The 24,476-nt window shown below is 68.8% G+C and carries 25 protein-coding genes; 20 read left to right on the plus strand and 5 right to left on the minus strand.

What is annotated here, in order from left to right:
* Positions 1-193: 193 nt before the first annotated feature.
* The 3 genes from RMP06_RS08515 to RMP06_RS08525 are packed head-to-tail and all read left to right on the plus strand — an operon-like array spanning position 194 to position 802.
* Positions 194-397, plus strand: a complete 204-nt coding sequence (locus RMP06_RS08515) for a Gp49 family protein (protein WP_409050126.1) — start codon at positions 194-196, stop codon at positions 395-397.
* A gap of 27 nt (positions 398-424) precedes the next feature.
* Entirely contained in the window at positions 425-586 is a 162-nt protein-coding gene (locus RMP06_RS08520; protein WP_310461344.1) for a hypothetical protein, read from the plus strand.
* A gap of 9 nt (positions 587-595) precedes the next feature.
* Positions 596-802: a hypothetical protein gene (locus RMP06_RS08525; protein ID WP_310461345.1), complete on the plus strand. Its 207-nt coding sequence runs from the start codon at positions 596-598 to the stop codon at positions 800-802.
* Positions 803-974: 172 nt separating this feature from the next.
* On the opposite strand, the gene RMP06_RS08530 is transcribed toward RMP06_RS08525, so the two are convergent.
* The gene (locus RMP06_RS08530; protein ID WP_310461346.1) at positions 975-2,096 is read right to left on the minus strand and encodes a glycosyltransferase; all 1,122 of its coding nucleotides are present in this window, start codon (positions 2,094-2,096) and stop codon (positions 975-977) included.
* Positions 2,097-2,197: 101 nt separating this feature from the next.
* Between RMP06_RS08530 and RMP06_RS08535 the strand changes: the two genes are divergently transcribed.
* Both RMP06_RS08535 and RMP06_RS08540 read left to right on the plus strand, forming a co-directional pair.
* On the plus strand, positions 2,198-3,850 hold the full coding sequence (locus RMP06_RS08535; RefSeq protein WP_310461347.1) for a right-handed parallel beta-helix repeat-containing protein: 1,653 nt from the start codon (positions 2,198-2,200) through the stop codon (positions 3,848-3,850).
* A 403-nt stretch (positions 3,851-4,253) separates the two neighbouring features.
* A complete protein-coding gene (locus RMP06_RS08540; RefSeq protein ID WP_310461348.1) occupies positions 4,254-6,011 on the plus strand; it encodes a right-handed parallel beta-helix repeat-containing protein in 1,758 nt (585 codons plus the stop codon).
* Between the two features lie 22 nt (positions 6,012-6,033).
* On the opposite strand, the gene RMP06_RS08545 is transcribed toward RMP06_RS08540, so the two are convergent.
* Together RMP06_RS08545 and RMP06_RS08550 are read right to left on the minus strand one after the other, a co-directional pair.
* Positions 6,034-6,801 carry a LytR/AlgR family response regulator transcription factor gene (locus RMP06_RS08545; protein WP_310461349.1) on the minus strand — a complete coding sequence of 256 codons (768 nt, stop codon included), beginning with the start codon at positions 6,799-6,801 and terminating at the stop codon, positions 6,034-6,036.
* A 10-nt stretch (positions 6,802-6,811) separates the two neighbouring features.
* Positions 6,812-7,774 carry a sensor histidine kinase gene (locus tag RMP06_RS08550; protein ID WP_310461350.1) on the minus strand — a complete coding sequence of 321 codons (963 nt, stop codon included), beginning with the start codon at positions 7,772-7,774 and terminating at the stop codon, positions 6,812-6,814.
* A 141-nt stretch (positions 7,775-7,915) separates the two neighbouring features.
* On the opposite strand from RMP06_RS08550, the gene argH reads away from it, so the two are divergent.
* The 15 genes from argH (at position 7,916) to RMP06_RS08625 (ending at position 23,529) form a co-directional block, all read left to right on the plus strand.
* On the plus strand, positions 7,916-9,346 hold the full coding sequence (gene argH, locus RMP06_RS08555) for an argininosuccinate lyase (RefSeq protein ID WP_310461351.1): 1,431 nt from the start codon (positions 7,916-7,918) through the stop codon (positions 9,344-9,346).
* A gap of 120 nt (positions 9,347-9,466) precedes the next feature.
* Positions 9,467-10,390 carry a hypothetical protein gene (locus RMP06_RS08560; RefSeq protein WP_310461352.1) on the plus strand — a complete coding sequence of 308 codons (924 nt, stop codon included), beginning with the start codon at positions 9,467-9,469 and terminating at the stop codon, positions 10,388-10,390.
* A gap of 15 nt (positions 10,391-10,405) precedes the next feature.
* A complete protein-coding gene (locus RMP06_RS08565) occupies positions 10,406-11,149 on the plus strand; it encodes a PilN domain-containing protein (RefSeq protein ID WP_310461353.1) in 744 nt (247 codons plus the stop codon).
* Positions 11,146-11,781, plus strand: a complete 636-nt coding sequence (locus RMP06_RS08570; protein WP_310461354.1) for a hypothetical protein — start codon at positions 11,146-11,148, stop codon at positions 11,779-11,781. The genes RMP06_RS08565 and RMP06_RS08570 overlap by 4 nt, the downstream gene beginning before the upstream one ends.
* A gap of 2 nt (positions 11,782-11,783) precedes the next feature.
* A complete protein-coding gene (locus RMP06_RS08575) occupies positions 11,784-12,308 on the plus strand; it encodes a hypothetical protein (protein ID WP_310461355.1) in 525 nt (174 codons plus the stop codon).
* Between the two features lie 5 nt (positions 12,309-12,313).
* The gene (gene mshL / locus RMP06_RS08580; RefSeq protein ID WP_310461356.1) at positions 12,314-13,972 is read left to right on the plus strand and encodes a pilus (MSHA type) biogenesis protein MshL; all 1,659 of its coding nucleotides are present in this window, start codon (positions 12,314-12,316) and stop codon (positions 13,970-13,972) included.
* Positions 13,973-13,987: 15 nt separating this feature from the next.
* The gene (locus tag RMP06_RS08585; RefSeq protein ID WP_310461357.1) at positions 13,988-15,709 is read left to right on the plus strand and encodes a GspE/PulE family protein; all 1,722 of its coding nucleotides are present in this window, start codon (positions 13,988-13,990) and stop codon (positions 15,707-15,709) included.
* 7 nt (positions 15,710-15,716) lie between these two features.
* Positions 15,717-16,979 (plus strand): type II secretion system F family protein, encoded by a 1,263-nt coding sequence (locus tag RMP06_RS08590; protein WP_409050129.1) that lies wholly within the window; start codon positions 15,717-15,719, stop codon positions 16,977-16,979.
* Positions 16,980-17,096: 117 nt separating this feature from the next.
* The gene (locus RMP06_RS08595) at positions 17,097-17,486 is read left to right on the plus strand and encodes a type II secretion system protein (RefSeq protein ID WP_310461359.1); all 390 of its coding nucleotides are present in this window, start codon (positions 17,097-17,099) and stop codon (positions 17,484-17,486) included.
* A 26-nt stretch (positions 17,487-17,512) separates the two neighbouring features.
* On the plus strand, positions 17,513-20,884 hold the full coding sequence (locus RMP06_RS08600) for a DUF6701 domain-containing protein (RefSeq protein WP_310461360.1): 3,372 nt from the start codon (positions 17,513-17,515) through the stop codon (positions 20,882-20,884).
* Between the two features lie 6 nt (positions 20,885-20,890).
* Complete coding sequence (locus RMP06_RS08605; protein ID WP_310461361.1) at positions 20,891-21,379, plus strand: pilus assembly FimT family protein; 489 nt, start codon at positions 20,891-20,893, stop codon at positions 21,377-21,379.
* Positions 21,369-21,827 carry a type IV pilus modification PilV family protein gene (locus RMP06_RS08610; protein ID WP_310461362.1) on the plus strand — a complete coding sequence of 153 codons (459 nt, stop codon included), beginning with the start codon at positions 21,369-21,371 and terminating at the stop codon, positions 21,825-21,827. The genes RMP06_RS08605 and RMP06_RS08610 overlap by 11 nt, the downstream gene beginning before the upstream one ends.
* The gene (locus tag RMP06_RS08615) at positions 21,817-22,695 is read left to right on the plus strand and encodes a prepilin-type N-terminal cleavage/methylation domain-containing protein (RefSeq protein ID WP_310461363.1); all 879 of its coding nucleotides are present in this window, start codon (positions 21,817-21,819) and stop codon (positions 22,693-22,695) included. The genes RMP06_RS08610 and RMP06_RS08615 overlap by 11 nt, the downstream gene beginning before the upstream one ends.
* Positions 22,692-23,147, plus strand: coding sequence for an MSHA biogenesis protein MshP (locus RMP06_RS08620; protein WP_310461364.1), 456 nt, complete (start codon positions 22,692-22,694; stop codon positions 23,145-23,147). The genes RMP06_RS08615 and RMP06_RS08620 overlap by 4 nt, the downstream gene beginning before the upstream one ends.
* Before the next feature lie 46 nt (positions 23,148-23,193).
* On the plus strand, positions 23,194-23,529 hold the full coding sequence (locus RMP06_RS08625) for a YkgJ family cysteine cluster protein (protein WP_310461365.1): 336 nt from the start codon (positions 23,194-23,196) through the stop codon (positions 23,527-23,529).
* Position 23,530: 1 nt separating this feature from the next.
* Here RMP06_RS08625 and RMP06_RS08630 read toward each other — a convergent pair whose 3' ends face one another.
* Positions 23,531-23,887, minus strand: coding sequence for a translation initiation factor Sui1 (locus tag RMP06_RS08630; protein ID WP_310461366.1), 357 nt, complete (start codon positions 23,885-23,887; stop codon positions 23,531-23,533).
* Between the two features lie 45 nt (positions 23,888-23,932).
* Positions 23,933-24,476, minus strand: a 544-nt coding sequence (locus RMP06_RS08635) for a M23 family metallopeptidase (RefSeq protein ID WP_310461367.1), incomplete at its 5' end; no start/stop codon positions are given.

A 24,476-nucleotide genomic window follows, 5' to 3' on the forward strand; every position in this document is an offset into this window, starting at 1 on the left:
CTCGTGCCGCAGTCGGTGTGCTTGGCGGCGCAGCAATTGCAACGACTCTTCCGAGAGTTGGCGTCCGTCTGGCGTTGTCATCGGCTTCACCTCTTTCCGGTCAATGGTCCAGTGTACTGCTTCTAATTAGGGTGTTAATAACGGCGCTGTTGCATCCCTGCAGCTCCACTCACGGCACCCCGGCGACAGTGCCGTGCTCGGTACCCTGTCCCTCCTGACATTCTGCGTGCTGATCCTACGCAACGGCTTCACCGTGACCGGCGAATCTGCGTGTGCCTCACCCGCGAACTTCAATGCCGAGATCGGCCGGCGCATCGCCCGCGAGAACGCCGTCGCCAAGATCTGGGCTCTGATGGGCTACGCGCTGAGGCAGCGTCTGCACCAGCAGGCGCTCTGAGCCATTCCCGACACCATCGAGACTGTGATGAGTACCAAACCGAATCGCGACGAAATGCTGGACGCTATCGCTGATGCTGATGCGGCGATGGATGAAGGCAGCAAGTGGCCGGGCATGTCGTATGAGCAAGGTGTTGCCGAAGCTCTGCGCTGGGTGCTCGGCGAATCCAAGAATCCGCTGGCCGACTGACGGCAAGACATGAGCACCCCAGCGATCGTGACGGACAAGGAACTGCTGGCTTGGATCCTGCGCCAGGACCGCCTCCGCATCGAGCGATGGCATCACCCCGGTGGCCGGGAGTCGGTCAGCGTCTACACGGCGCTGGATGATGAGGATGATCCGAGTGGCAGGGCGCCCACGGCGCGGGCGGCGCTGGTGCAGGCGTACCGAAATTCGCAGGGCTGAACGGCGGTTGATTGCCCCGCCTGATGGTGTTCACTGGCTGCAAGTAGTTTTCAGTCGATGCCCTGACTTCCTGCCTCTTCCGACTTCTTCCTGGCCATTTTTCTCACAGCTCCTGATCACTTATCTCAGTGCCCTTCAAAATGCCCTGCATGTGCAACAGCCTTGATCCAGATCAGCGGCTTCGGGCCCCTTCGTAGAACTGGTGGAATGCGTTGAACAACGTGTCCAACGAGCCGTGTTCATGCACCCAGTCGCAGGCCACCTGTCCGAGCCGGGCACGCCGTGGGGCGTCGGACAGCAGCGTGTCGAGCGCATGCAGCAGCGGCGGGCCTTCCCCGGGCGGGACCAGCAGACCGCTCTGGCCGTCGTGCACGATCTCCGGGTTACCGCCCACCGCCGTCGCGACGATGGCCAGCCGGGTCGCACAAGCCTCCAGCAGCGCGATCGACAGGCCTTCGGTCAGCGATGGCATCGCGAAAATGTCGAAACCGGGCGTCAGGTCGGACACGTCGCGGCGCTGGCCGGTCAAGAGGACGCGGTCGCCCAGTCCGGCGGCTTGCGCCTGCGCGCGCAGCGTGTCTTCGAGCGGCCCGCTGCCGACCAGCGCCAGCCGCAGTGACGGATGGCGCGCCAGCAACGCCGGCATCAGCTCGATCAGCAATGCGTGGTTTTTAAGACCCACCTGCCGACCGACTGCGCCGATCAGCAGCGCATCCTGCGGCACACCCAGGCGCGCACGCGCGTCGTGGCGCCGCTCGGGGGTCCAGCGAAAGCGATCGACCGGGATGCCATTGAGCACCGTCGTCGCCTTGGCCTCCGGCACCATGCCGCCACCGACATAGCGGTCGTGGACCTGCGCGCCGACCATCGCGAAGCCGGCCGTGCGTCCGATCGACCAAGTGAAGAAGCGCCGCAGCCGCGGCTCGCGGTCCAGGCGCAGGCCCATATCGTGCAGGCTGCAGACCAGTGTTGGCCGGCGCCATTGCCCCCAGGTGGCGGCGGCGGCGTGGTAGTTGGGCACGAAGTTGTGGGCGTGGACCAACTCGATGCGCCGCTCGGCGATGGCACGGCGCAGGTGGCGGATCAGCGCCAGATCGACCCCGTCGCGCTTGCCGCCGATGATGACCTCGATGCCCGCCGCCTCAAGCTCCGGCTTCAACCCCTCGGTCTGGAGCAGGCTGAACACGCAGACCGTGTCGCCTCGGCGCTTCTGTTCAATGGCGAGATCAGTGACCACCCGTTCGAGGCCCCCGAATTCGAGCGAATCGACAATGTGCATCAGCCGCAGGGACATGGCGTAAAGGTGGGCAGTCGAGAATGGCGCGCATGCTAGCGCAGCCCCCTGTCGTCTGCCCAAGGAGTTCACCGATGCCACCCCGTTCACCACTCTCTGCCTTGCTTCTGGCCCTCGGGCTGACGCTGATGGCACCATCTGGCCAGGCGCAGCGGGTCATCGTCCCAACCACGAACAGCGGCACCCAGACGGGCGGACCGAGCGGCGAGTCCGGGCAGTTCCTCGGCGATCTCGGTGCGCCGCTGCAGGACGTTGCGGCCACGCCCGTCAAACCCGGCGAAGCGGTCTCCTCGACAGCGTCCGCCCCGGCCAAGGACACCGCATGGCCCCCCGCTCCGCGTGAGCCGGTCAGCGCCGACGGCTGCTCGAAGCCGCTCACGGGCTCGGGCACCACCTACCACGTCGGCCCAGGGCATCCGATCACCGAGCTGACCGATGTGCCGTGGCTGTCGCTGCGCGCCGGGGACGTGGTGAACATCTACCACCGCGCCGAGCCCTACCGCACCAAGATCGGCCTCCGCGCGCAGGGCACGGCCGACGCGCCGGTGGTGGTCCACGGCGTGACCGACGCCAAGTGCAACCGCCCGGTCATCAGCGGCCAGAACGCCGTCACCGCCCGCGACGCCGCGGCAGCCAGCTTCTTCAGCAAGCAGTACAGCGAGGCACTCGGCCTGGTTTTCATCTACAAGTCGCGCGACCAGGCCTGGGGCAGCCGGCCAAAGCACATCCGCATCGAGAACCTCAAGCTCACCGGCGCCCACAAGGACAACCGCTATACCGCGCAGGACGGCAGCACCGGCACCTTCTCCGGCGGCGCGGCGGCCATCTACGCCATCGTCGTGGAAGACCTGGCGATCGAGAACTGCGAGATCACCCGCAACGGCAATGGCGTCTTCGTCAACAGCAAGTCCGAAGACGAGGCCAGCCGCAATGTCTTCATCCGCCACAACCGCATCTGGGACAACGGCAACGTGGGGAGCTGGTTCGAGCACAACCTCTACGTGCAGACCGCCCGCGCGCTCTACGAGGGCAACTACATCGGCCAGCTCATCCCCGGCGCCAAGGGCTCGTCGATGAAGGACCGCTCCAGCGCCACCGTCGTGCGCTTCAACCACATCGTCGCCGCGGCGCGGGCCATCGATCTGGTGGAGATCGAAGGCGGCGTGCGGCAGATCCTGAAAGACCCGCTCTACCCGGACGCCTGGGTCTACGGCAACCTGATCGTCAACGATTTCAAGAACCCCGGGCTACCCTCGGTCAAACTGATCCACTGGGGCGGCGACAACGACGAACGCTACTTCCGCCAGGGCACCCTGCACTTCTACAACAACACCGTCCTGCACAGCAGCACGCAGGCCCAGGCCTGGTACATGGCCCTGTTCGACATGCCGACCGCGCAGCAAAAGGTCGATGCCCGCGCCAACGTGTTCATCAACCAGGGCACCACGCAGATGCGCATCGGACACGAAGGCGGCACCATCGAGTTCAACGGTACCAACTGGATCAGCCGCGACTGGGCCGAAGCCGCGCCGACCTCGCAGGTCAAGGTCGCCATCAAGGGCAAGCTGCTGAGCCAACCCGCCGCGGGGCTTGGCCCGGACGGTCGGCCGCGCGCAGGGGCGGCTGGCACCGACCTGGCCGACAACGCCGCCGACCTGCCCCCGGTGGGCCACCAGTTTGCTGAACCGGCCGGCATCGTGCGCCGGGTCCAGAGCGGTCGGGCGATGGACCTGGGCGCATTCGAGCTCAACTAGCAGGAGAACGTCCCGGTAGTTCAAGCACGAGGCGCCGTCGAACGCTGAATAACCTTGCGCGGCGGCCGCACAGACGATGCAAACACCCTTCGTCTGCAACGGGAGGTGTGGAGATGCGGCAATCCGGCACACCCACCGTCCGGATCGCTGGCTACGCCCTGTGACCGCTGGTTGCAGCCTGCGCCACATCGGTGCCACTCAGCGTGAAACAGCGCACGATTCAGGCCCGAAAACCGATTTCCTCGCCAAACGGGATAAGTAGAAAAATTACAAAAACAGGCCAAAATGCGAACTTTTGTTGCGTCATCAAAGCCGTTACAGTAAAGAAAATTGCTTACTGGTGCCATCCGACCGTCCCCCTATCTTCGCTGCCATCCCTGCAGCAACCCAGAAGAAGGACCCGATGGACCAGACCAGAACAGCGCATGTGCGCACCTTGTGGATGGCAGCCTGCCTGACGCTGACCGGCGGACTGACGGCCTGTGGAGGCGGGGAGTCGGGCACGGCGCTGGAGGTCAGCAGCGCCCCCGCACCAACGCCGGTGGCATCGCCCCCAGTGGCATCCCCCAGCCCGACACCCAATCCGACACCCACAGCCTCCCCCACGCCAGCGCCCAGCCCAGCACCCGTCGCTGCCCCTGTGCCAGCGCCCAGCCCGACCCCCGTGGCCGCGCCAACGCCAGCCCCACCGGTGGACGGTCTCGCGCTGACCGCGTGTGTCGCCTCGGGCAAGGGCATCGACTACCAGGTCGGCCCCGGAAAGCCCTACACCACGCTCGACACGGTTCCCTGGGAGGCGCTGAAGGCCGGTGACACCGTGCGCATCTTCTACACGGCCACGCCGTACAAGGGCAAGTTCATGGTCGCCGCCTCCGGCACGCAAGCCGCACCCGTGCGCATCTGCGGCGTGCGCGGCCCGAACAACGAGCGCCCCATCATCGACGGCAACGGCGCCACCACCCGCACCGCGCTCGGCACCGCCTACGGCAACACGACCGAGACCCGTGACATCCACCAGGGCCGCACCGTCATCGCCATCAAGGCCAACGCCAGCGGCACGTACACCGACTACCCGAGCTGGATCACGATCGACGGGCTGAACATCCGTGCCGGCCATCCCAACTACACCTTCAAGAACGCAGCCGGTGCCACCAAGGCCTACGACCCGTTCGGCGCCTGCGTCTGGATCGACCGCGGCCACAACATCCTGATCGCCGACAACGAGATCAGCGACTGCCAGATGGCGGTCTTCACCAAGTCGAACGACGACGGGGATTTCGCCGTGACCCGCGACATCCGCATCGCCGGCAACTACCTGTGGGGCCACGGCATCGTCGGCGACGACCACATGCACACCACCTACACGCAGAGCGTGGGCATGGTCATCGAGTTCAACCGCTACGGCCCGCTGCGCGCCGGCTCCCTCGGCAACTCGGCCAAGGACCGCTCGGCCGGCATGGTCGTGCGCTACAACCGCATCGAAGGCGGGGCCCGTGCGGTCGACATGGTCGAAGCCGAGGATTTCCCCATCACCGCACTCGCCACCCCGGCCTACCGCACCAGCTTCGTCTACGGCAACCAGATCAAGAAGAACGGGGATGACGGCAGCTTCTTCCACTACGGCGGTGACCACTTCGGCGCACCAGCCGGCGCCAACTGGGGTGAATCGCTGTTCCGCAAGGGCACGCTGTACTTCTTCAACAACACCATCCACGGTACCGGCACCAGCGCGCGCATCTTCCAGATCACCAGCACGCAGGAGACGGTGGAGGCCTGGAACAACGTGTTCTGGTTCGACAGCACGGTGACGGAGCTGAACATGCGCCAGGCCGAGAACGACTCGCTGTCACCGACCTACACGCCCGACGGCATCCTGAACCTGGGCATCAACTGGATCCGCACCGGCTGGACCGACACCACGCAATGGAAGACGCTCAAGGGCCAGGTCAAGGGCACGGCCAACCTGCTCACCGGTGCGGCCATCCCCTTCGATGCCGCGACGTTCACGCCGCTGGCGGGCAGTGCCATCGTCGACATCGGCCAAGGGGCACCGGCCGCGGCAGCCGCCTACGGCGTGAACTACCAGCTCGGCAGCAGCCTCACGCCGGTGGCCCGCACCGTCAAGGGCACCAAGATCGACCTCGGCGCCGTCGAACGCTGATCCCCCGGCCGGTGCGAAGGGCTCACAGCCCTTCTGCCGCCAGCATGTCGCGCACGGCGGTGAGCTGGCGGCGCGACACCGCCAGCCATTCGTCGGTCGGCGCGATCCGCACCGCCCAGCCTTCCGCCGCGTCGTCCCCGTCGCGGCGTTCCAGCGCCACCACCGCGTGGCGCGCCACCAGCGCGTTGCGGTGGATGCGCAGGAACCGTTCGCCGAGCCGCTCCTCCAGTTCCGCCAGCGACTCGTCCAGCAGCAAGGCACGCCGCGCGGTGCGCAGCGTCACGTACTTCTGCTCCGCCTTCAGATAGAGCACTTCGGCCAGCGGCACCCGCAGCAGCTCGCCGCGTTCGTGGACCACGATCACCGGGGCGGCTGGCAGTGTGTCCAGCGGCGCCGGTGTGGTGGCGGAGAAGCCCTGCAGCCGCTGCGCGACCCGCAGCAGCGCCGCCTGCAGCCGCAAGCGGCGCACCGGCTTGGTCAGGTAGTCGACCGCCTCGACCTCGAAGGCCGCCAGCGCATGTTCGGCATGGGCCGTGACGAAGATCACCCCCGGCGCCCACGGCAGTCCGCGCAGCCGCTCGGCGAGCTGCAGCCCGTCCATGCCGGGCATGTGGATGTCCAGCAGCACGACATCCGCCTGGTGCAGCGTGAGCCAATGCAGCGCGGCAGGCGCCGTGACGGCTTCGCCCACCACCACACACGCCGGATCGACACAGTCGGCCAGCAAGCTGCGCAGCCGCAGGCGGGAGAGCGCCTCGTCATCGACCAGCAGGACACGCAGCACGCTCATCGGCCCCGCCTCATGTCCGCTGCGCCTTGACCAGCGGAATCAGCAGCCGGACCCGGAAACGCCCGCCTTCGATCGGCCCGGCCTCGAAGCGCATGTCCAGATCGTGCAGCAGCGCCAGCCGGTCACGCACGTTGTGCAGCGCCATGCCATGGCCCTTGCGCGGACGGCCTGCCGGCACGGTGTTGGTGATGGTGACGAGCGCCTGCCCGTGGTGCGCCTGCGCCCGGATGCGGATGTCTCCGCCACTGGGCGAGGGCTCCACGCCATGCTTGACCGCGTTCTCGACCAGCGGCTGCAGCAGCAGCGAGGGCACGCGGGCGCTCGCCACCAGCGGGTCGATCTTCCAGCGCACCTTCAGCCGGTCGCCGAAGCGCACCTGCTCGATCGCCAGATAGCGCTGCGCCAGCTCCACCTCGTCGCCCAGCGTGACCCGCTCGCCGGAGCCGACCAGCGCAGCGCGGAACAGCTCCGAGAGATCCTCCAGCACGGCTTCCGCCTGCGCCGGATCGACCCGCACCAGCGCGATCGCGCTGTTGAGCGCGTTGAAGAGGAAATGCGGCCGGATGCGCGACTGCAGTTCGGCCAGCCGCGCCTGTGTTCCCGCGGGCAGCCGCAGCCGGGTGCGCTGGCGCAGCCAGTGGAACACCGCGGCGGCCAGTGCGGTGCCGCTGCCGACCGTGGCGACGGCGCCCGGCACCGCGTCCGTGATCTGCCCCAGCACGATCAGCAGCCCCCAGGCCATCGCCCCGCAGGCCGCGCCCAGTCCGCACATCACCAGCCACTGCGCCCCCAGCGGCACACCGCGCCGCGCCGCCCGGCCCAGCGCACAGGCGGCCAGCAGCCACACCAGCGTCGCTGGCAGCACCGCGGCCACCACCACCGACACGTCCACCAGCCACTGGCGCAGCGTCTCCACCCGGAAGCACAGGCCGAGCGCCACCACACCATGCACGAACAGCAGCGTGCGCAGCACCACACCCGCCTGACAGAGGCCGTCGGGCAGGTCATTCGGGTCGCTCGCGGCGGGTTCGGTGGTGGTGGACAGGGGCGCTCTCTACAATCCGGGCAGATTCCTCGATTGTCCCCTCTCCCCGCATCCTCCTGAGCCGCCCCGATGAGCACCCATCAACTCGACAAGAAGTCGCAAGCCTGGTCCGCCCTGTTCTCCGAACCGATGAGCGAGCTGGTCAAGCGCTACACCTCCAGCGTGACCTTCGACAAGCGCCTGTGGCGGGCCGACATCGAGGGCAGCCTGGCCCACGCCGACATGCTGGCCACCCAGGGCATCATCAGCCCGCAGGACCTCACCGACATCCAGCGCGGGATGTCGCAGATCCACGCCGAGATCAAGGCCGGCACCTTCGAGTGGAAGCTCGACCTCGAAGACGTCCACCTCAACATCGAGGCCCGCCTGACGACGCTGGTGGGCGACGCCGGCAAGCGGCTGCACACCGGCCGCAGCCGCAATGACCAGGTGGCCACCGACGTGCGGCTGTGGCTGCGCGACGAGATCGACGCCACCGCCGCGCTGCTCGACGACATGCAGCGTTCGCTCGTCTTCGTGGCGGCGCAGAACGTCGAGGTGATCCTGCCCGGCTTCACGCACCTGCAGGTCGCCCAGCCCGTGAGCTTCGCGCACCACCTGCTGGCCTATGTCGAGATGTTCTCGCGCGACGCCGAACGGCTCACCGACCTGCGCAAGCGCGTCAACCGCCTGCCGCTGGGCGCCGCTGCACTCGCCGGCACCAGCTACCCGCTGGACCGCGAGCGCGTGGCGCGCACGCTCGGCTTCGAGGGTGTCTGCCAGAACAGCCTGGACGCCGTGAGCGACCGCGACTTCGCGATCGAGTTCACCAGCTTCGCCACGCTGGTGATGGTGCATGTGTCGCGGCTGGCCGAGGAGATCGTGGTCTGGATGAGCCAGAACTTCGGCTTCATCAACCTGTCGGACCGCTACTGCACCGGATCAAGCATCATGCCGCAGAAGCGCAACCCGGACGTGGCCGAACTGGCCCGCGGCAAGAGCGGCCGGGTCGTCGGGCACCTGATGGGCCTGATCACGCTGATGAAGGGCCAGCCGCTGGCCTACAACAAGGACAACCAGGAAGACAAGGAGCCGCTGTTCGACACCGTGGACACGGTGAAGGACACGCTGCGCATCATGGCCGAGATGATCGGCGGTGAGGTGGCGGCGGACGGCTCGCGTGCCGGTGGCCTGACGGTGAAGAAGGACGCGATGGAGCGCGCCGCGCTGCGCGGCTACGCCACCGCAACCGACCTCGCCGACTACCTGGCCAAGAAGGGCCTGCCGTTCCGCGACGCGCACGAGGTGGTGGCGCACGCGGTGAAGACCTCGATCGCGCTGGGCCAGGACCTGTCGGAGCTGCCGCTGGCGACGCTGCAAGGGTTTGATGCACGGATCGAGGCGGACGTGTTCGAGGTGCTGAGCCTCACAGGTTCGCTCAACGCCCGGAATGTGCTCGGCGGCACCGCACCGGTGCAGGTCCGCGCGCAGATCGAGCGCCACCACGCCCGCCTGGGCTGATCCTCCCCACTCCCTGACGACGCGGCCCCTTGTGGCCGCGTTTTGCATCGCTTTTTCGGGTCTGGCGCCGGTACCGACGCAGGCAGCATCGCTTCATCCTTTTTGATGGAGCGAACCCCCGTGTTCTCCTGGCTGCAACGTTCTCGGCTGGATGGCTGGGTGGCCGTGGTTCCCCACGGCACCACGGCCCAGGCGCTTTACCTGCACTGGCCGGCCGACAGCCGGCCGCAGGTGCGCTGGGCCTGTCGCCTGGACTGGTCCGAGCCGCTGACCAGCCTGCGGACCCTGCGCCGACAGCGCACGCTGCAGCGCCACGACCGGCTGCTCGTGCTGCAACGCCACCAGTACCAGCTCCTGCCGGCCGACGCGCCCGAAGTCCCGCGCGAACACTGGCCGGACGCCGTGCGCTGGCAGCTGCGCGATCTGGTCACCTTCCCCGTGGCGGATGCACAGATCGACCTGCTTGAAATCCCCGCCGAAACCAACCAGCGCGGCCGCCCTTCGGTGCTCGCCGCCCTGGCGCCACGCCTGGAAGTGGCCCCCATTGCCGAGACTGCGTTGCGCGCCCGGGCACCGTGGAAGGTGATGGACTTGCCGGAAACCGCGCTGCGCAACCTAGCCGCGCTGCTGGAGGAACCCGGGCGCGGCATCGCGCTGCTGCTCATCGACGAATCCCACAGCACCCTGGTGATCACCGCCAACGGCGAGCTGCTGCAGGCGCGCCACATCGACGTGACCTCGGCCCAGATCGCCGAGCCGGACGAGGCGCTGCGCCAGCAGGCCTTCGACCGCGCCGGCCTGGAACTGCAGCGCACGCTGGACAGCTTCGAGCGCCTGTTCAGCCGGGTCACGCTGTCGCGGCTGGTGGTGGCAACGGAAACCTCGGACGCCTTCACCGACTACGTGCGTGATCTGCTGTACGTGCCGGTCGTGCGGCTGCGCATCGAGGACTGCATCGACTTCACCGGCGCCGAGCTGGACAACGGCCTCACCGCGACGACCGTGTCCCCCATCGCCATCGGCGCCGCGCTGCGCCGCGCCTGATTCCGCCGGACTCCCATGCCGCAGCAACTCAACCTCTACGCCCACAGCCTCTGCCAGAGCCGGCACCGCGACACGTTCGGCCAGATGCTGGTCGCGCAGGCGGCCATCGCGACGCTGGGGATGCTGACCGGCGCGGTGCTGCAGTGGGGTGCCGGGCAGGCACGCAGCGAAACCGCCACGCTCGTGCAGCAATCCGACATCGCACGCAGCGCCCTGAAGCAGACAGATGCCGACACCGCCGACGGCCACCTCGACGCGCAGGTGCAGCGCGTGCGCAGCCAGGAAACGGGCCTGCGGCGCATCCAGGGACTGCTGGACAACGGCAGTGCAGGCCGGCGCGAGGGCTATGCCGAGCATCTGGAAGCGCTGGCGCGCCAAGCCCACGCATCGGTCTGGATCACCGGACTGACCCTGCAAGGGGCCGATGACTCGATCGAGCTGCAGGGCCGCATGACCGATCCAGCCATGCTGACCGACTACCTGCGCCAGTTGCAAGCCGAACCTCGGTTCAAGGGCCGATCGTTCGCGGCGCTGAGCATCAGGCGCAGCGGCGGCGACACGGACACCGAAGGCACCATCCAGACCACACCACGCGCGACCTACAGCGAATTCACCCTGCGCAGCCACGCAGCCAAGGGCAACGGCCACGGCATTGACGACTCAGCCGCACCGGCTTCGGGCCCCCTGTCAGCCGCCACGGCCGCACAGGCAGCGGTCCAGGTGCTGCTGACGCCCGGCGCACTCGTCCCCAAGCCATGAAGAAGCTCGCCCTGCCTCCTCCCGAACTCTCGGCGCGCTGGACAGCGCTGTCGCGCCGCGAGCGGCTGCTCATCACGGTCGGCTGCGCGGCGATGTCGCTGCTGCTGATCGACCACCTGTGGGTCACGCCGTCGTGGCGGGCCTGGACCCAAGCGCGCCAGACCCGGCAGCAGTCCGTGCTGGCCGTGCAGACGCTCGACGCCGACAGCCGCACGCTGCGCGAGCGCAAGGCACTCCATACCCGGCAACTGCGCACCGAACTGGCCGCGCTGGAGGCCCGCGTGGCCGAGGCCGAAGCGCGAGGCCTTACCCGCGATCTCGTCACCCCGGCGCAGATGCTGCCGTTGCTGGAGCACCTGCTGAGCCGGCACCACGGCCTGAAGGTGCACAGCCTGCAATCGCTGGCCCAGACCGCACTGGGCAGCGGCAGCCCGGTGATCTATCGGCATGGTGTCGAGCTGACGGTCGAGGGCAGCTACGCCGACCTGCTCGACTACCTGCACGCACTCGAAGCCTCGCCGCAGCGCTTGCTGTGGGGCAGCCTGCAACTCAAGGTGCTCCAGCACCCCCAGGTGCGCCTGACGCTGCGCCTGCACACGCTGAGCACCGACGCCCACTGGGTGGAGATCTGACCATGCACACCCGGGCACGCCTGCTGATGATCACCCCGCTGCTGTCGGCCTTGTTGTCGGCGGTGCTGTGGGTTCTGCTGTCGGGCAGCGCAGCGCGCGCGGCCTTGCCCGATCCGACCCGCCCGCCCGCCGGAATGGCCACCGCCAGCCCCGGCACCCTGCTGCTGCCCCGCACGGCCACCGCGATGCCCGCCGATCCGGCTGCGTCCGTGCGCCCGGTGCGTCCGGTGCCAGCGGCGCCGCTCGCCGTGCCACGGGTGCAGGCCCTGCACCACCCCGCCGACGCCCCCCCCGGCAGCGCCACCGCCCTGATCGACGGCCGGCTGCTGCGCACCGGCGACCGGCTGGGCGACGCCACCGTGCAGGAGATCCGCCCCGACGGCGTGTGGCTGCGCCTGCCCCGCGGTGGCACGCAGTGGCTCGGGCTGTACGCCATGGTCGAACCGTCCACCTCCGATCCCCTGACCGCGAACGCCCACGCGAATGCGCCCGCGTCCGAGCAGAACACCGCGCGCAAGGAACCCTGATGGCCATGAACAACCCTTTCCGCTCGATCCGCTCGACCCCAGGCATGACCACGCTCGCCATCGCCAGCGCCTTGCTGTGCGGGCTGCTGATGGCACATCCCGGCAGCGCCTTCGCTGCGACCGCGCCGCTGGCCGCGCCTGCGCCAGCCACGGTGCCGCCCCCCGCATCGGCCGAGGGCCGCTTCGATCTCTCGGTCAACCAGGCGCCCGCCGCCCAGGTCTTCCTGCAAATCGCCGCCGGCTCGTCTTGGCAGATCCTGCTGTCGCCCGAGGTGACGGGATCGGTGTCGCTGAGCCTGCGCGACACCACCGTGCTGGACGCGCTGGATGCGATGCGCGAGCTGTACGGTTTCCACTACCGCATCAGCGGGCGGCGCATCTTCGTGCAGCCGAACACCGTGCAGACGCGGGTGTTCCGCGTCAACTACCTGCCCGGCCGGCGCCAGGGCACCAGCGACATCCGCGTCACCTCCAGCTCGATCGGGCAGGTGGGCGGCAGTGGCGGCACGGCTCAGGTGGCCAACGCGAACAACAACAACGGCGGCGGCGGCGGCAATGGTGGCAGCGTGCCCGGCAGCCGCCAGGACGACACCGCCCACGTGCGCACCAGCTCGGACAACGATTTCTGGCGCGACGTGCAGAACTCGCTCACCGCCCTCCTGCCCTCCGATGTGCAAGGCAGCCAACGGCGGCAGGTGATCGTCAACGCAGCAGCCGGCGTGGTCGTCGTGCGGGGCACACCGCTGGAGCTGCGCCAGATCGCGCAGTACCTGGAGGCGGTGCAGCTCAGCGTCGAGCGCCAGGTGATGCTCGAAGCCAAGATCCTCGAAGTCGAACTGAGCAAGGACGCACAGACCGGCGTCAACTGGAGCGCCTTCGGCAACTTCCTCAACGGCGCCCTCAGCCTGGCCGCGCTCGCCCCCGGCATCACGTTGTCCGGCACTGGCCAGCTCGACCTGTCCGCGGCCACGACCACCGCCGCGACTTCAGGCAAGGCCTTCTATGGCGTGGCCTTCCAGCATGCCAACTTCTCGACCCTGCTGACCTTCCTGGAGAGCCAGGGCAAGGTGCAGGTGCTGTCCAGCCCGCGCATCGCCACCATCAACAACCAGAAGGCCGTGCTCAAGGTCGGCTCGGACGAGCTGTACGTGACCGGCGTGTCCTCGTCGATCAGCTCCACTGGTTCGTCCACCACCTCGGTGCCTTCGGTGACGCTGCAGCCCTTCTTCTCGGGCATCGCGCTCGACGTGACGCCGCAGATCGACAAGGACGGCATGGTGATGCTGCACGTCCACCCCTCGATCAGCACCGTCACCGAAAAGCAGAAGTCGATCAACCTCGGCTCGCTCGGCTCCTACAAGCTGCCGCTGGCGGCCAGCACGATCAGCGAGACCGACAGCATCGTGCGCGTCAAGGACGGGCAGATTGTTGCCATCGGCGGCCTGATGCAGCAGGAGCAGCGCGAGGAAAACAGCCAGGTGCCGGGCCTCGGCGACGCGCCGGTCGTCGGCGGACTGTTCCGCCAGAAATCCACCGTCATGCGCAAGCGCGAGCTGGTCATCCTGATGAAGACCACCGTGATCCACGAGGACAGCGCCTGGCCCGAGGCCGATGCCCGCACGCCCAGCGCGCGCATCGCCCCCTTCCCTGAAACCACCCGCTGACCGGACGCCACCCGCATGGCCCGCCCCGAACGCATCCGACTCGGTGACCTGCTGGTTCAGCAGGGCCTGATCACCGCCGAACAGCTCACCGAGGCGCTGGCCTCGCAGCGCAGCTCCGGGCGCAAGCTCGGCCGCGTCTTCATCGACAGCGGCTGGGTCAACGAGGTGCAGATCGCCCAGGCGCTGGCGCGGCAACTGCGTGCGCCCTACCTCGATCTGGCCAAACGCTCGGTGCGCCCGGAAGTCGCCCGGCTGCTACCAGAAGTGCAGGCACGCCGGCTGCGCGCCATGGTGCTGGACGAAACCTCGGCCGGCGTGCGGGTGGGCATGGCCGATCCGACCGACCTGACCGCCTACGACGAGATCAGCCGCATCGTCAAGCGCGACATCGAGCTGATCGTCGTCGCCGAGAGCCAGCTGCTCGGCGCGATCGACCGCTCGTACCGCAACACCGAAGCCATCGCCGGCCTGGCGCAGGAGCTGACCACCGAGCTGCGCATCGTCGAGGACAGCCTGGGCGACCTGCTGGGGTTGAACACCGCCAGCGCCGAGGACGCCCCGGTCGTGCGGCTGCTGTATTCGGTGTTCGAGGAGGCCCTGCGCGTGCGGGCCTCGGACGTCCACATCGAGCCGCAGCAAGGCTCGCTGCGCATCCGCTTCCGCATCGACGGCGTGCTGCACGTGCAGACCGAGGCCGACGCCAAGATCGCCGCCGCGGTGGCGCTGCGGCTGAAGCTGATGTCCGGCCTCGACATCTCCGAGCGCCGGCTGCCGCAGGACGGCCGCTTTGCCGTGACGCTGCGCAGCGGCGCCATCGACGTGCGTATCTCGACCATGCCGACGCAGCACGGCGAGTCGATCGTGATGCGGCTGCTCAACCAAAGCTCCGGCCTGCTGTCGATCGACCACCTGAACCTGCCGCCCCGCGTGGCCGAGGCGCTGCGCCGCGCCATCGCCAAGCCCAACGGCATGGTGCTCGTCACCGGGCCGACCGGCAGCGGCAAGACCACCACCCTCTACGCCGCGCTGAACGCACTCAACAGCAGCGAACGCAAGATCATCACCGTGGAAGACCCGGTGGAGTACCGGTTGCCAGGACTCAATCAAGTCCAGGTCCACGACAAGATCGACCTCAGCTTCGCCCGCGTGCTGCGCGCCGCGCTGCGCCAGGATCCGGACGTGATCCTCGTCGGCGAGATGCGCGACCAGGCCACTGCCGAGATCGGCCTGCGTGCGGCGCTGACGGGCCACCTCGTGCTCTCGACCCTGCACACCAACGACGCGATGTCGACACCGGCGCGGTTGATCGACATGGGCGTGCCGCGCTACATGGTGGCGATGTCGCTGCAGATGGTGCTGGCGCAGCGGCTGGTGCGGGTGATCTGCCCGCAATGCGCCGAGGTCCACCGACCGGATGCCAACGAACTCGCCTGGCTGGAAACGCAGTGCGGCCGCACGGTCGATTCCGCGCCGCTGCGCCGTGGCGCCGGTTGCAGCGAGTGCAGCCACACGGGATTCAGCGGGCGCACCGGTGTCTACGAGATCCTGGAGATGACCCGCGAGCTGGTCGAGGCCATGAACCACGGCGACCCGCTCACCTTCGCGCAAGCCGCGCGTCGTCAGATGGCCGGCCACACGCTCGGCCAGGACGCCGCCCGGCTCGTGCTGACCGGCCGCACCACCGTGACCGAAGCCATGCGCGTGAGCCACCAGATGGCCGAAGGACCGGCGGGGTGAGGCCATGATGCAGCGCTACGCCTGGACCGGGCATTCCTCGCAAGGCACGGCCAGCGGCACGATCGAGGCCGGCAATGCCTCGGCCGCCGCCGACGCCCTGATCGGCCGTGGCATCACGCCGTTGACCATCCGCGAGTCGGGTTCGTCCGGTTCGTCCGGCGCGGTGGAGGATGGCGACGATGCGCTCGCCACCCTGAGCAGCTGGCTGCCGGCCCACCTGTTCGAGGCCAAGGTCGCGCCTGTCGATCTACTGATCTTCAGCCGGCAGCTCAACACGCTGCTGCGCGCCGGGGTTCCCATCCTGCGGGCGCTGATGGGGCTGCAGGAGACGGCCACCAGCGACAAGATGAAGACGACGCTGGCGGAGGTGCGCCGCAGCCTGGAGTCCGGCATCGCGCTGTCGATGTCGCTGGCGCAGCACCCGCGGGTGTTCGACAACTTCTACATCGCGCTGGTCCGTGTGGGCGAAATGACCGGGCGGCTCGACGAGATCTTCCTGCGCCTGTTCCACCACCAGGAGTTCGAGCTGTTCATGCGCCAGCAGGTCAAGGCCGCGCTGCGCTACCCGAGCTTCGTCGTCAGCGCCATGGTCGCGGCCATCGGCGTGATCAACGTGATGGTGATCCCGGCGTTTGCCACCGTGTTCCAGAACGCCGGGGCGACGCTGCCGCTGGCCACCCGCATCCTGCTGGCCACGTCGCGCTTCACGCTGGACTACGGCGGTTTCCTCGTGCTCGGCGCCATCGCCGGCGTGGTGGCGCTGCGGGCCTGGATCGCCACCACCGAAGGCCGCCTGCGCTGGGACAGCTGGATGCTGCGCGTGCCAGTGGCCGGCAAGATCGTGCGCAAGGCGATGCTGGCGCGGTTCGCGCGCAGCTTCTCGCTGTCGCTGAAGAGCGGGGTGCCGATCTCGCAGGCGTTGTCGGTGGTGGCGCAGACGGTGGACAACCAGTTCATCGCCCGCCGCATCGAGGGCATGCGCGAGAGCGTGGAGCGCGGCGAGTCCGTGCTGCGCGCCGCGGCGGTCACCGGCATCTTCACGCCGGTGGTGCTGCAGATGCTGGCCGTCGGCGAGGAAACCGGCGCCATCGACGAACTGCTCGAAGAGGTCTGCGAGCTTTACAACAACGAGGTCCAGTACGAGCTGAAGACACTGAGCGCGCAGCTGGAGCCGATCCTGATCGTGTTCCTCGGCGTGCTGGTGCTGATCCTCGCGCTCGGTGTGTTCCTGCCGGTCTGGGACTTGGGCCGGACCGCTTTTGCCAAATGAAGCGACCCCAACCATGAGACAGCCCTCAAGTCAAGGCCCGCCCCTGCCGAAATCAACAGGCATGGGCTTAACCGCCTCCACACAGCCAGACATCCGTCCAAGACCAGGAGCAATTCCATGAAATCACGTCAAGCCGGCTTCACGATGATCGAGCTGATCGTCGTCATCGTCATCCTCGGTGTACTCGCGGCGACCGCACTGCCGAAGTTCATCGACATGAAGAGTGATGCCCAGGCGGCCAGCGTGGCAGGCGTGGCGGGGGCGGCGGCATCGGCCATGAACCTGAACTACGCCGGCTGCGCGCTAACCGGCAACGTCGTCACCGCCAACAAGTGCTCCAAGATCGACGGCTGTGCCGACGCGTCCGGGCTGCTGCAAGGCGGTCTGCCCACCGGCTACACGCTGGGCGGTACCGATCCTGGCACCACCAACGGCAGCACCTCGACCTGCACGGTGACCGGTGGCGGACAGACGTCCAACTTCACCGCAATCGCTGCAGGCAACTGAGCCTGACGGACGGAGGGCAGCGCGCCGTGACCAGGCCTCTGTCGTGGGCGGCGCGCAGTCTCGTTCAGGGAGTCTGGCTGTGGCTGTGCCTGTGCCTGCTGCCCGGTCTGGTGCAGGCAGGCACCTACGCGCCCCGCAGCGACACCTACACGTGGGAATCGGCCGCCAACGCAGTGACCTGGGCCCAGTCCTGCGTCAACAACGCGATCGACGACGACCAGGCCAGCATCAGCTTCACCGGCGGGTTCACCTTCAAGCTCGGCAGCACCACCTACAGCAGCGTGCGGATCCTGTCCAACGGCATGCTGCAGTTCGGCTCCGACACCGGCTTTTTCCGCAACTACACCAACACGACCCTGCCAGCAGGCACTGCGACGGCCAAGAGCGGATGCACCGCCGCCGCCACGACCAATGTCCTGATGCCCTACTGGGCAGACCTGAATCCCGCCGCAGGTGGCAACGTCACCTGGGAACAGAAGGGCACGGCGCCGAACCGCTACTTCGTGGTGTCATGGAACGCGGTGTACCAGTACGGCACCAGCACGCCCTACACCTTCCAGATCATCCTGCTTGAGAACGGCGAGTTCAAATACCAGTACGGCAACGCCAACGCCAGCGGCTCGAACGCCACCATCGGCGTGCAGCTCAGCAGCAGCGACTACACGCTCTACGCCTACAAGAGCGGCTACAACGCCAGCGGCAGCTCCATCCGCTGGTACATCCCCAACGCCCTGCCCAACAAGGTCGCCGATTTCCGCTTCGACGAGCTGACCTGGAGCGGTGCGGTCGGCGAGGTCGCCGACAGCTCCGGCAACAACAACCACGGTGTGCGTGTCGGCACGGCCACCAACACGGCCAGCGGCAACATCTGCCGGGCCTTGTCGGTGCCGTCGAACACCAACAACACCATCGCGGGTGTCGATTCCTCGGTGCAGGTCAGCACGGTGCTCGGATCGAAAGGCACGGTCTCGTTCTGGTACGCCGGCAACAACGCCTGGGCGAGCACCACCGGCGTGCTGACGGACGCCACCACCAGCGCAACCCGGCCCTTTCACCTCTCCATCCAGGCCGGCGTGCTGAAGCTGATGGTGGCCGACAGCGCCGGCACCCTCCTCACCGCCACCAGCCCGGCGCAGACCTTCGCGGCCAGCACCTGGGTCCACATCGCCGCGACCTGGTCGCTCACCGGCATCGCCACCCAGAGCACGCTGAAGCTCTACATCAACGGCACCCAGGTCGCCACCACCTCCAGCACCACCAACGGCCTGATCGACTCCACCATCGGCTCGCTGATGATCGGTGACAACCGCAGCACGGTGACCTCCACGGGTGGCACGCTGAACTCGGCCAACGGGCGCCTGGACGAGGTGCGGCTCTACAACTACGACCTCACGCTGGCACAGGTGGCCCTCGACGTGGCCCAGACCCACGGCTGCACGGTGTCGCTGAACCACCTGGAACTGCGCCACGCCAGCGGCACCGGCCTGACCTGCACTCCCTCGACGCTCACCGTCGTCGCCTGCCAGGACGCCAGTTGTTCCACCCTCTACACCGGTGGCGTCACCGCCACGCTGTCCTCCAGCGCCAGCGTGGTCTGGCCCGACACCGCCGCCGTGGCCATCGCCAGCGGCAGCAGCTCGGCCAATGCCCGGGTGCAGCTCACCACCGCCGGCAGCGTCACCCTGTCCGCCACCGCCGGCACACCCACCGCCAGCGGTGCCACCAGCTGCAACTTCGGCAGCCCCGCCTGCACCTACACCGCCAGCGCCAGCGGCCTGCTGCTCGCGGCGTCCAACCATGTCGCCGAAAGCAGCGGCAACACGCTGACCGTGCGTGCCGTGCGCTCGTCGGACAGCAGCAGCCAGTGTGTCCCGGCGTTCACCGGCACGAAATCGATCACGCTGAAGTGCGCCTACCAGAACCCGTCCACCGGCACCCTGCCGGTGCGGGTCGGCGGCACCGCGGTCAACGCCACGGGCAGCGCTGGCGCCGCCTGCGACACCACCGGCCGCGCCACCTCGCTGACCTTCGACGCCACCGGCCTGGCCAGCGCGGCACTGATCTACGCCGATGTCGGCCAGGTGCAGCTCACCGGCACCTACACCGGCGGCGCTGCCACCAGCGACACCGGCCTGAGCATGACCGGCAGCACCAGCTTCATCGCTTCGCCGGCCTCGTTCGAATTCACGTCCGTGCCATCCGGCGCCACCAAGGCCGGCAGCGCCTTCTCTGCCACGCTGCGCGCCCGCAACAGCGCGGGCAACACGGCGCCCAACTTCGGCCGCGAATCGCCGACGGTGCAGACCCCGACGCTCACCCATGTCAAGGCCGCCCCCACCGGCACGGGCAGCAGCAGCGGCACCTTCACCGGCAACCTCGGCACCTTCAGCAGCGGCAGCGCCACGGCCAGCAACCTCGTCTGGAGCGAGGTCGGCCGCATCGACCTGAAAGCGGATCTGGTCAGCTACCTGGGCACCGGCACCGCCGTGGCGGGCAGCACCGGCACGACCGGCACCACGCTCGGCCGCTTCATCCCGCACCACTTCGATGTGGTCGCCACGCCGGCGTGCGGCAGCTTCAGCTACGCCGGCCAGCCCTTCACCGTCAGCCTGCTGGCCATGAACGGCCTCGCCACGCCGACGCGCACCGTCAACTACGACGGCAGCGGCGTCCTGAGCCCGGCGTTCGCGCAAGGGGTGACACTCTCGGACGCCGCCAGCCTCGGCCGCGGCAGCTTCGGCAGCACCGCGACGCTGGCGGCGAGCCGCTTCAGCCTGGGCGCAGCGTCCACCGCCTCCACCGCCTACACCTACACCGACAAGCTCGGTGCGGCCGGCAGCCTGACGCTGCGTGCCACCGACGCCGACAGCGTGTCCTCCAGCGGCTATCTCGAAGCGGCCATGCCCCTGCGCAGCGGACGGCTGGTCCTGTCCAACGTCTACGGCTCCGAAAAGACCGCGCTGCAACTGCCCGTGCAGGCGCAGTACTGGACCGGCCGCGCCTGGGTGCTCAACAGCGCCGACAGCTGCACCACCGTGCCGACCACCGCCACCGTGCGCACCAACTACCTCAGCTACCAGGGCAGCGCCACCACCGCCTGGACCACCACGCCCGGCGCGGTGACGATCCTCGGTGGCAACGGCACGGTCAGCCTGTCGGCACCGAGCCCGTCGGGCAGCACCGGCAGCGTGGACATCGCGCTGAACCTGGGCAGCACGGCGACGGACGCGAGCTGCCTGGGTAGCCATCCGGCCAGCACCGGGGCCGGTCTCCCCTGGCTGCGTGGACGCAATGGCAGCTGCGCCAGCACCTGGGACCGCGACCCCGCCGCCCGCGCCAGCTTCGGCATCGCCAGCCCCGAGACCCGCAAGACCGTGCATGTGCGCGAGCTGTACTGAGCCACGATGACTCCGTGCCGCCCCCCTTCCCGCCGCTCCACCACCGGCTTCACGCTGCCCGAGCTGCTGGGCGTGATCGTGCTGACCTCCGTGCTGGCGGTGTTCGCCATGCCGAGCCTGGACAGCGTCTTCGGTTTCCGTGACGAAGCCTGGCGCGGCGAGCTGATCGCCGCACTGCGCAACGCCCGCCAGACCGCCGTCGCCCACCGCCGGCTGGTCTGCGTCAGCATCGCCACCGGAGGGGTGAGCCTGCAGATCGCGGCGGCCAATCCGGCGAGCAGTTGCACCAGCCCGCTCGTCGGCCCCGACGGCCAGAGCACCTACGCCACCGGCAGCGGCACCACCACCAGCCTCAGTCCGGCCGGCACCGTGTACTTCCAGCCCACCGGCCGTGCCACCGTGGATGCCGCGGGGGCCAGCACCGGCGCCTGGCAGATCAGCATCACCGGCCAGACCGCCATCACGCTGCTCGGGGAGACGGGCCATGTCGAGTAAGCGACAGACACGCGGCATGACGCTGATCGAGCTGGTGATCGCCATCCTGATCATCGGTGTGGGGCTGGCGGGGGTGATGCTGGCGTTTTCGACCGTGACCCGTGGCTCCTCGGACCCGGTGGTCCGCAAGCAGTTGCTGGCCATCGCCGAAGAGATGCTCGAAGAGATCCAGCTCAAGCCCTATGCCACCGCCACCAACGCCGCGCCCGGCGGCTGTGCGCGCAACACCTGGAACGACCTGCTCGACTACCACGGCTACGCCACCACCAACCAGGTCTGCACCATCGATGGTGTGCCCATCAGCGCCCTGGCGGGCTACTCGGTCAGCGTCTCGGTGACCGCCGCCACGCTGGGCGGCGTGTCGGCGGCGCGGCGCATCGACGTGACGGTCCGCCGCGGCAGTGACCAGCTCACGCTCACCGGCTGGCGGCTGGACTATGCGAGCTGACCGGGGGTTCACGCTGCTGGAGCTGGTGCTGGTGATCGTCATCGGTGGCGTCATGGCCGCGTCGCTCACCGTGTTCTTCCGCCCGGCCTTCGACAGCTACCTCGCCACCCGCAACCGCGCCGATCTCTCGGCCCAGGCGGACGCCGCGCTGCGCCGGCTGGTGGGCGACGTGCGGCTGGCGGTGCCGAACTCCATGCGCAGTCCGTCCAGCCAGTGTGTCGAGATGGTGCCCACGCTGGCGGGCGGGCGTTTGCGCATGGCGGCCGACACCGCCAATGACAGCGGCCCCGGCTGTACCCCATCGGCCACCTGCTCCGCCCCGCTCGACACCACCGCACTGACCAGCACGCTCGACGTGCTCACGCCGCTGTCCACGCTGCCGGCGGTCGGCGACTGGCTGGTCATCGGCAACCAGTCGCCCAACGACGTCTACAGCGGCGCCAGCCGCGCCGCGCTGACCGCCATCACCACCCCGGCGCCCGCCTTCGGTCTGCACCGCCTGAGCCTGACGCCCACCCAATTCCCGCTCGGCTACGACGGTGGGCGCTTCAGCGTCGTCAGCGCCAGCCAGCAGGCGGTCTTCTACGTCTGCAGCGGCGCCGACGGCACGCTCGACGCCAGCGGCACTGCCCGCGGCACCCTGGTGCGCCTGTCCGGCTACGGCTTCAACGCCAGCTACCCGAGCGCCTGTCCGTCGGTCGCGGGCGGCCAGACCGTGCTCACGGGCCTGAGCCGCTGCACGATCACCTATGACCCCAACCAGGGTGCCACGCAGCAGAACGGTTTCGTCTACCTCCAGCTCGACCTGACCCGGCGCAACGAAAGCGTGTCGCTGGTCGTGGGCGCCCATGTGTCGAACGTGCCATGAAACGGCCACATCCCCGTTCATCCGCAGGCTTCGGTGCCATCGCAGCGATCTTCGTGCTGGTCGTGCTGGCGAGTCTGGCCGCAGCCATCGTGCGGCTTGGCCAGTCCACCCAGACGGGATCGGCGCAGGACATCCTCGGCGCCCGGGCCTGGGCCGCTGCCCGCGCCGGTACCGAATGGGGGCTCTACCAGGCGCTCAAAGGCAGCTGGACCACCTGCAGCGGCGCCAGCCAGACACTGGACCTGACGGCAGACACGGGCATGCGCGTCACGGTGCGCTGCACGTCGACGGTCTACAACGAGGGCGAAACCACCACCGGCGCGGTGCAGACCCTGCGCCTCTACACGGTCGACGCCGCGGCCTGCAACAGCACCAGCGCCTGCCCGGACAACACCCGGGCCGTGCAGCCCGGCTACATCGAACGCCGCCGGCAGGTGCAGGCGACCCAGTGACGCGGTCGGCAGGGACGCCGCGGGCTGCGCTATCGTTCCGCCCACGATGAGCGACACCTCCAACCCCTGCCTGAGCTGCGGCGCCTGCTGCGCGAGTTTCCGGGTCGATTTCTCGACACACGAGCTGCAATCCTGCGGCGGCTGCGTGCCCGACGGCCTGACCGTTGACGTCACCGCCGGCACGGCCCGCATGCGGGGCACCGACCACGCCAGTCCGCGCTGCGCTGCGCTGGTCGGCACCGTCGGCGTGCAAGCCGGTTGCGGCATCTACGAATGGCGGCCAGGACCGTGCCGGGAGTTCGGGATGCTGGCGCCGCTGGGGCGCGGGGATGACGCGTGTGGCCGGGCGCGGCGGCGGCACGGGATGGCGCCGCTGGACTGACTCAGCCCCCGGCGCGCTTGACCTTCCAGCCCTTGGCCGCGAGGCAGGCGATCACCTTGTCGCAGTGGTCGCCCTGGACCTCGACCACGCCGTCTTTCACCGTTCCGCCGCTGCCGCAGGTCGCCTTGAGCGCCTTGGCGAGCGCGGCCAGTGCGTCGCCTTCCAGCCCGAGGCCCTTCACCAGCGTCACGCCCTTGCCCGCACGGCCCTTGGTCTCACGCGAAACGCGGACGACGCCGTCGGCCGACTGCGAGACTTCAGAGCGGCTCTTGCAGGCGCACTGCAGCACCGGTTGGCTGCAATCGGGGCAGACACGGCCAGCTTCGGTGGAGTAGACGAGGCGGGTGGACGAGGGCATGGCGAACTCGGGAGCAGGTGGCCCGGCATCATGCCGCAGCCCGGTTCAGTTCCCCAGGAACAGCCCCGGATCCACCATCGCCCGGTTCAGGCTGACCGACCAGTGCAGGTGCGGCCCGGTGACGCGGCCGGTGGCACCGACGTCGGCAATCCGGTCGCCAGTGCGCACGAGATCGCCGACGTTCACATGCACGGCCGACAGGTGGCAGTACATCGTCAGCAAGCCGCCGCCGTGGTCGAGCCAGACGGTGCCGCCGTTGAAGAAGTAGTCGCCGACATCGGCCACGCGCCCTGCGGCAGGGGCCACGACCGGGGTACCCGTCGGTGCAGCGATGTCCATGCCGCTGTGCGGGTTGCGCGACTGGCCGTTGAACACGCGCCGCAGGCCGAACGAACTGGAGCGGGGGCCCGGCACCGGCGGGCGCAGTTGCAGGCCGCTCGGCGGCGTGTCGCTGAAGGTGGCGACGACCTGTGCCGTGTGGGTGCGTTCCCGTTCGAAGCGCGCGAGATCGTCCTTGGCCAGGTCGACGTGGCCGGGAGCGACCTTCAGGCGCTGTTCCGCATAAGTCCAGGGCTTGACCACGAACGAG

It is taken from the genome of Sphaerotilus sp., assembly GCF_031429695.1.
In the GTDB taxonomy this organism is placed as follows: domain Bacteria; phylum Pseudomonadota; class Gammaproteobacteria; order Burkholderiales; family Burkholderiaceae_C; genus Sphaerotilus.

Coding starts and splice junctions, on each gene's coding strand:
- RMP06_RS08585 (WP_310461357.1), top strand. CDS start 13,988: ATGGCCCGCCCCGAACGCATCCGACTCGGTGACCTGCTGGTTCAGCAG.
- RMP06_RS08625 (WP_310461365.1), top strand. CDS start 23,194: ATGAGCGACACCTCCAACCCCTGCCTGAGCTGCGGCGCCTGCTGCGCG.
- RMP06_RS08575 (WP_310461355.1), top strand. CDS start 11,784: ATGCACACCCGGGCACGCCTGCTGATGATCACCCCGCTGCTGTCGGCC.
- RMP06_RS08610 (WP_310461362.1), top strand. CDS start 21,369: ATGTCGAGTAAGCGACAGACACGCGGCATGACGCTGATCGAGCTGGTG.
- RMP06_RS08520 (WP_310461344.1), top strand. CDS start 425: ATGAGTACCAAACCGAATCGCGACGAAATGCTGGACGCTATCGCTGAT.
- RMP06_RS08605 (WP_310461361.1), top strand. CDS start 20,891: ATGACTCCGTGCCGCCCCCCTTCCCGCCGCTCCACCACCGGCTTCACG.
- RMP06_RS08570 (WP_310461354.1), top strand. CDS start 11,146: ATGAAGAAGCTCGCCCTGCCTCCTCCCGAACTCTCGGCGCGCTGGACA.
- RMP06_RS08620 (WP_310461364.1), top strand. CDS start 22,692: ATGAAACGGCCACATCCCCGTTCATCCGCAGGCTTCGGTGCCATCGCA.
- mshL (WP_310461356.1), top strand. CDS start 12,314: ATGAACAACCCTTTCCGCTCGATCCGCTCGACCCCAGGCATGACCACG.
- RMP06_RS08595 (WP_310461359.1), top strand. CDS start 17,097: ATGAAATCACGTCAAGCCGGCTTCACGATGATCGAGCTGATCGTCGTC.
- RMP06_RS08545 (WP_310461349.1), bottom strand. CDS start 6,801: ATGAGCGTGCTGCGTGTCCTGCTGGTCGATGACGAGGCGCTCTCCCGC.
- RMP06_RS08525 (WP_310461345.1), top strand. CDS start 596: ATGAGCACCCCAGCGATCGTGACGGACAAGGAACTGCTGGCTTGGATC.
- argH (WP_310461351.1), top strand. CDS start 7,916: ATGAGCACCCATCAACTCGACAAGAAGTCGCAAGCCTGGTCCGCCCTG.
- RMP06_RS08530 (WP_310461346.1), bottom strand. CDS start 2,096: ATGTCCCTGCGGCTGATGCACATTGTCGATTCGCTCGAATTCGGGGGC.
- RMP06_RS08615 (WP_310461363.1), top strand. CDS start 21,817: ATGCGAGCTGACCGGGGGTTCACGCTGCTGGAGCTGGTGCTGGTGATC.
- RMP06_RS08565 (WP_310461353.1), top strand. CDS start 10,406: ATGCCGCAGCAACTCAACCTCTACGCCCACAGCCTCTGCCAGAGCCGG.
- RMP06_RS08540 (WP_310461348.1), top strand. CDS start 4,254: ATGGACCAGACCAGAACAGCGCATGTGCGCACCTTGTGGATGGCAGCC.
- RMP06_RS08590 (WP_409050129.1), top strand. CDS start 15,717: ATGCAGCGCTACGCCTGGACCGGGCATTCCTCGCAAGGCACGGCCAGC.
- RMP06_RS08630 (WP_310461366.1), bottom strand. CDS start 23,887: ATGCCCTCGTCCACCCGCCTCGTCTACTCCACCGAAGCTGGCCGTGTC.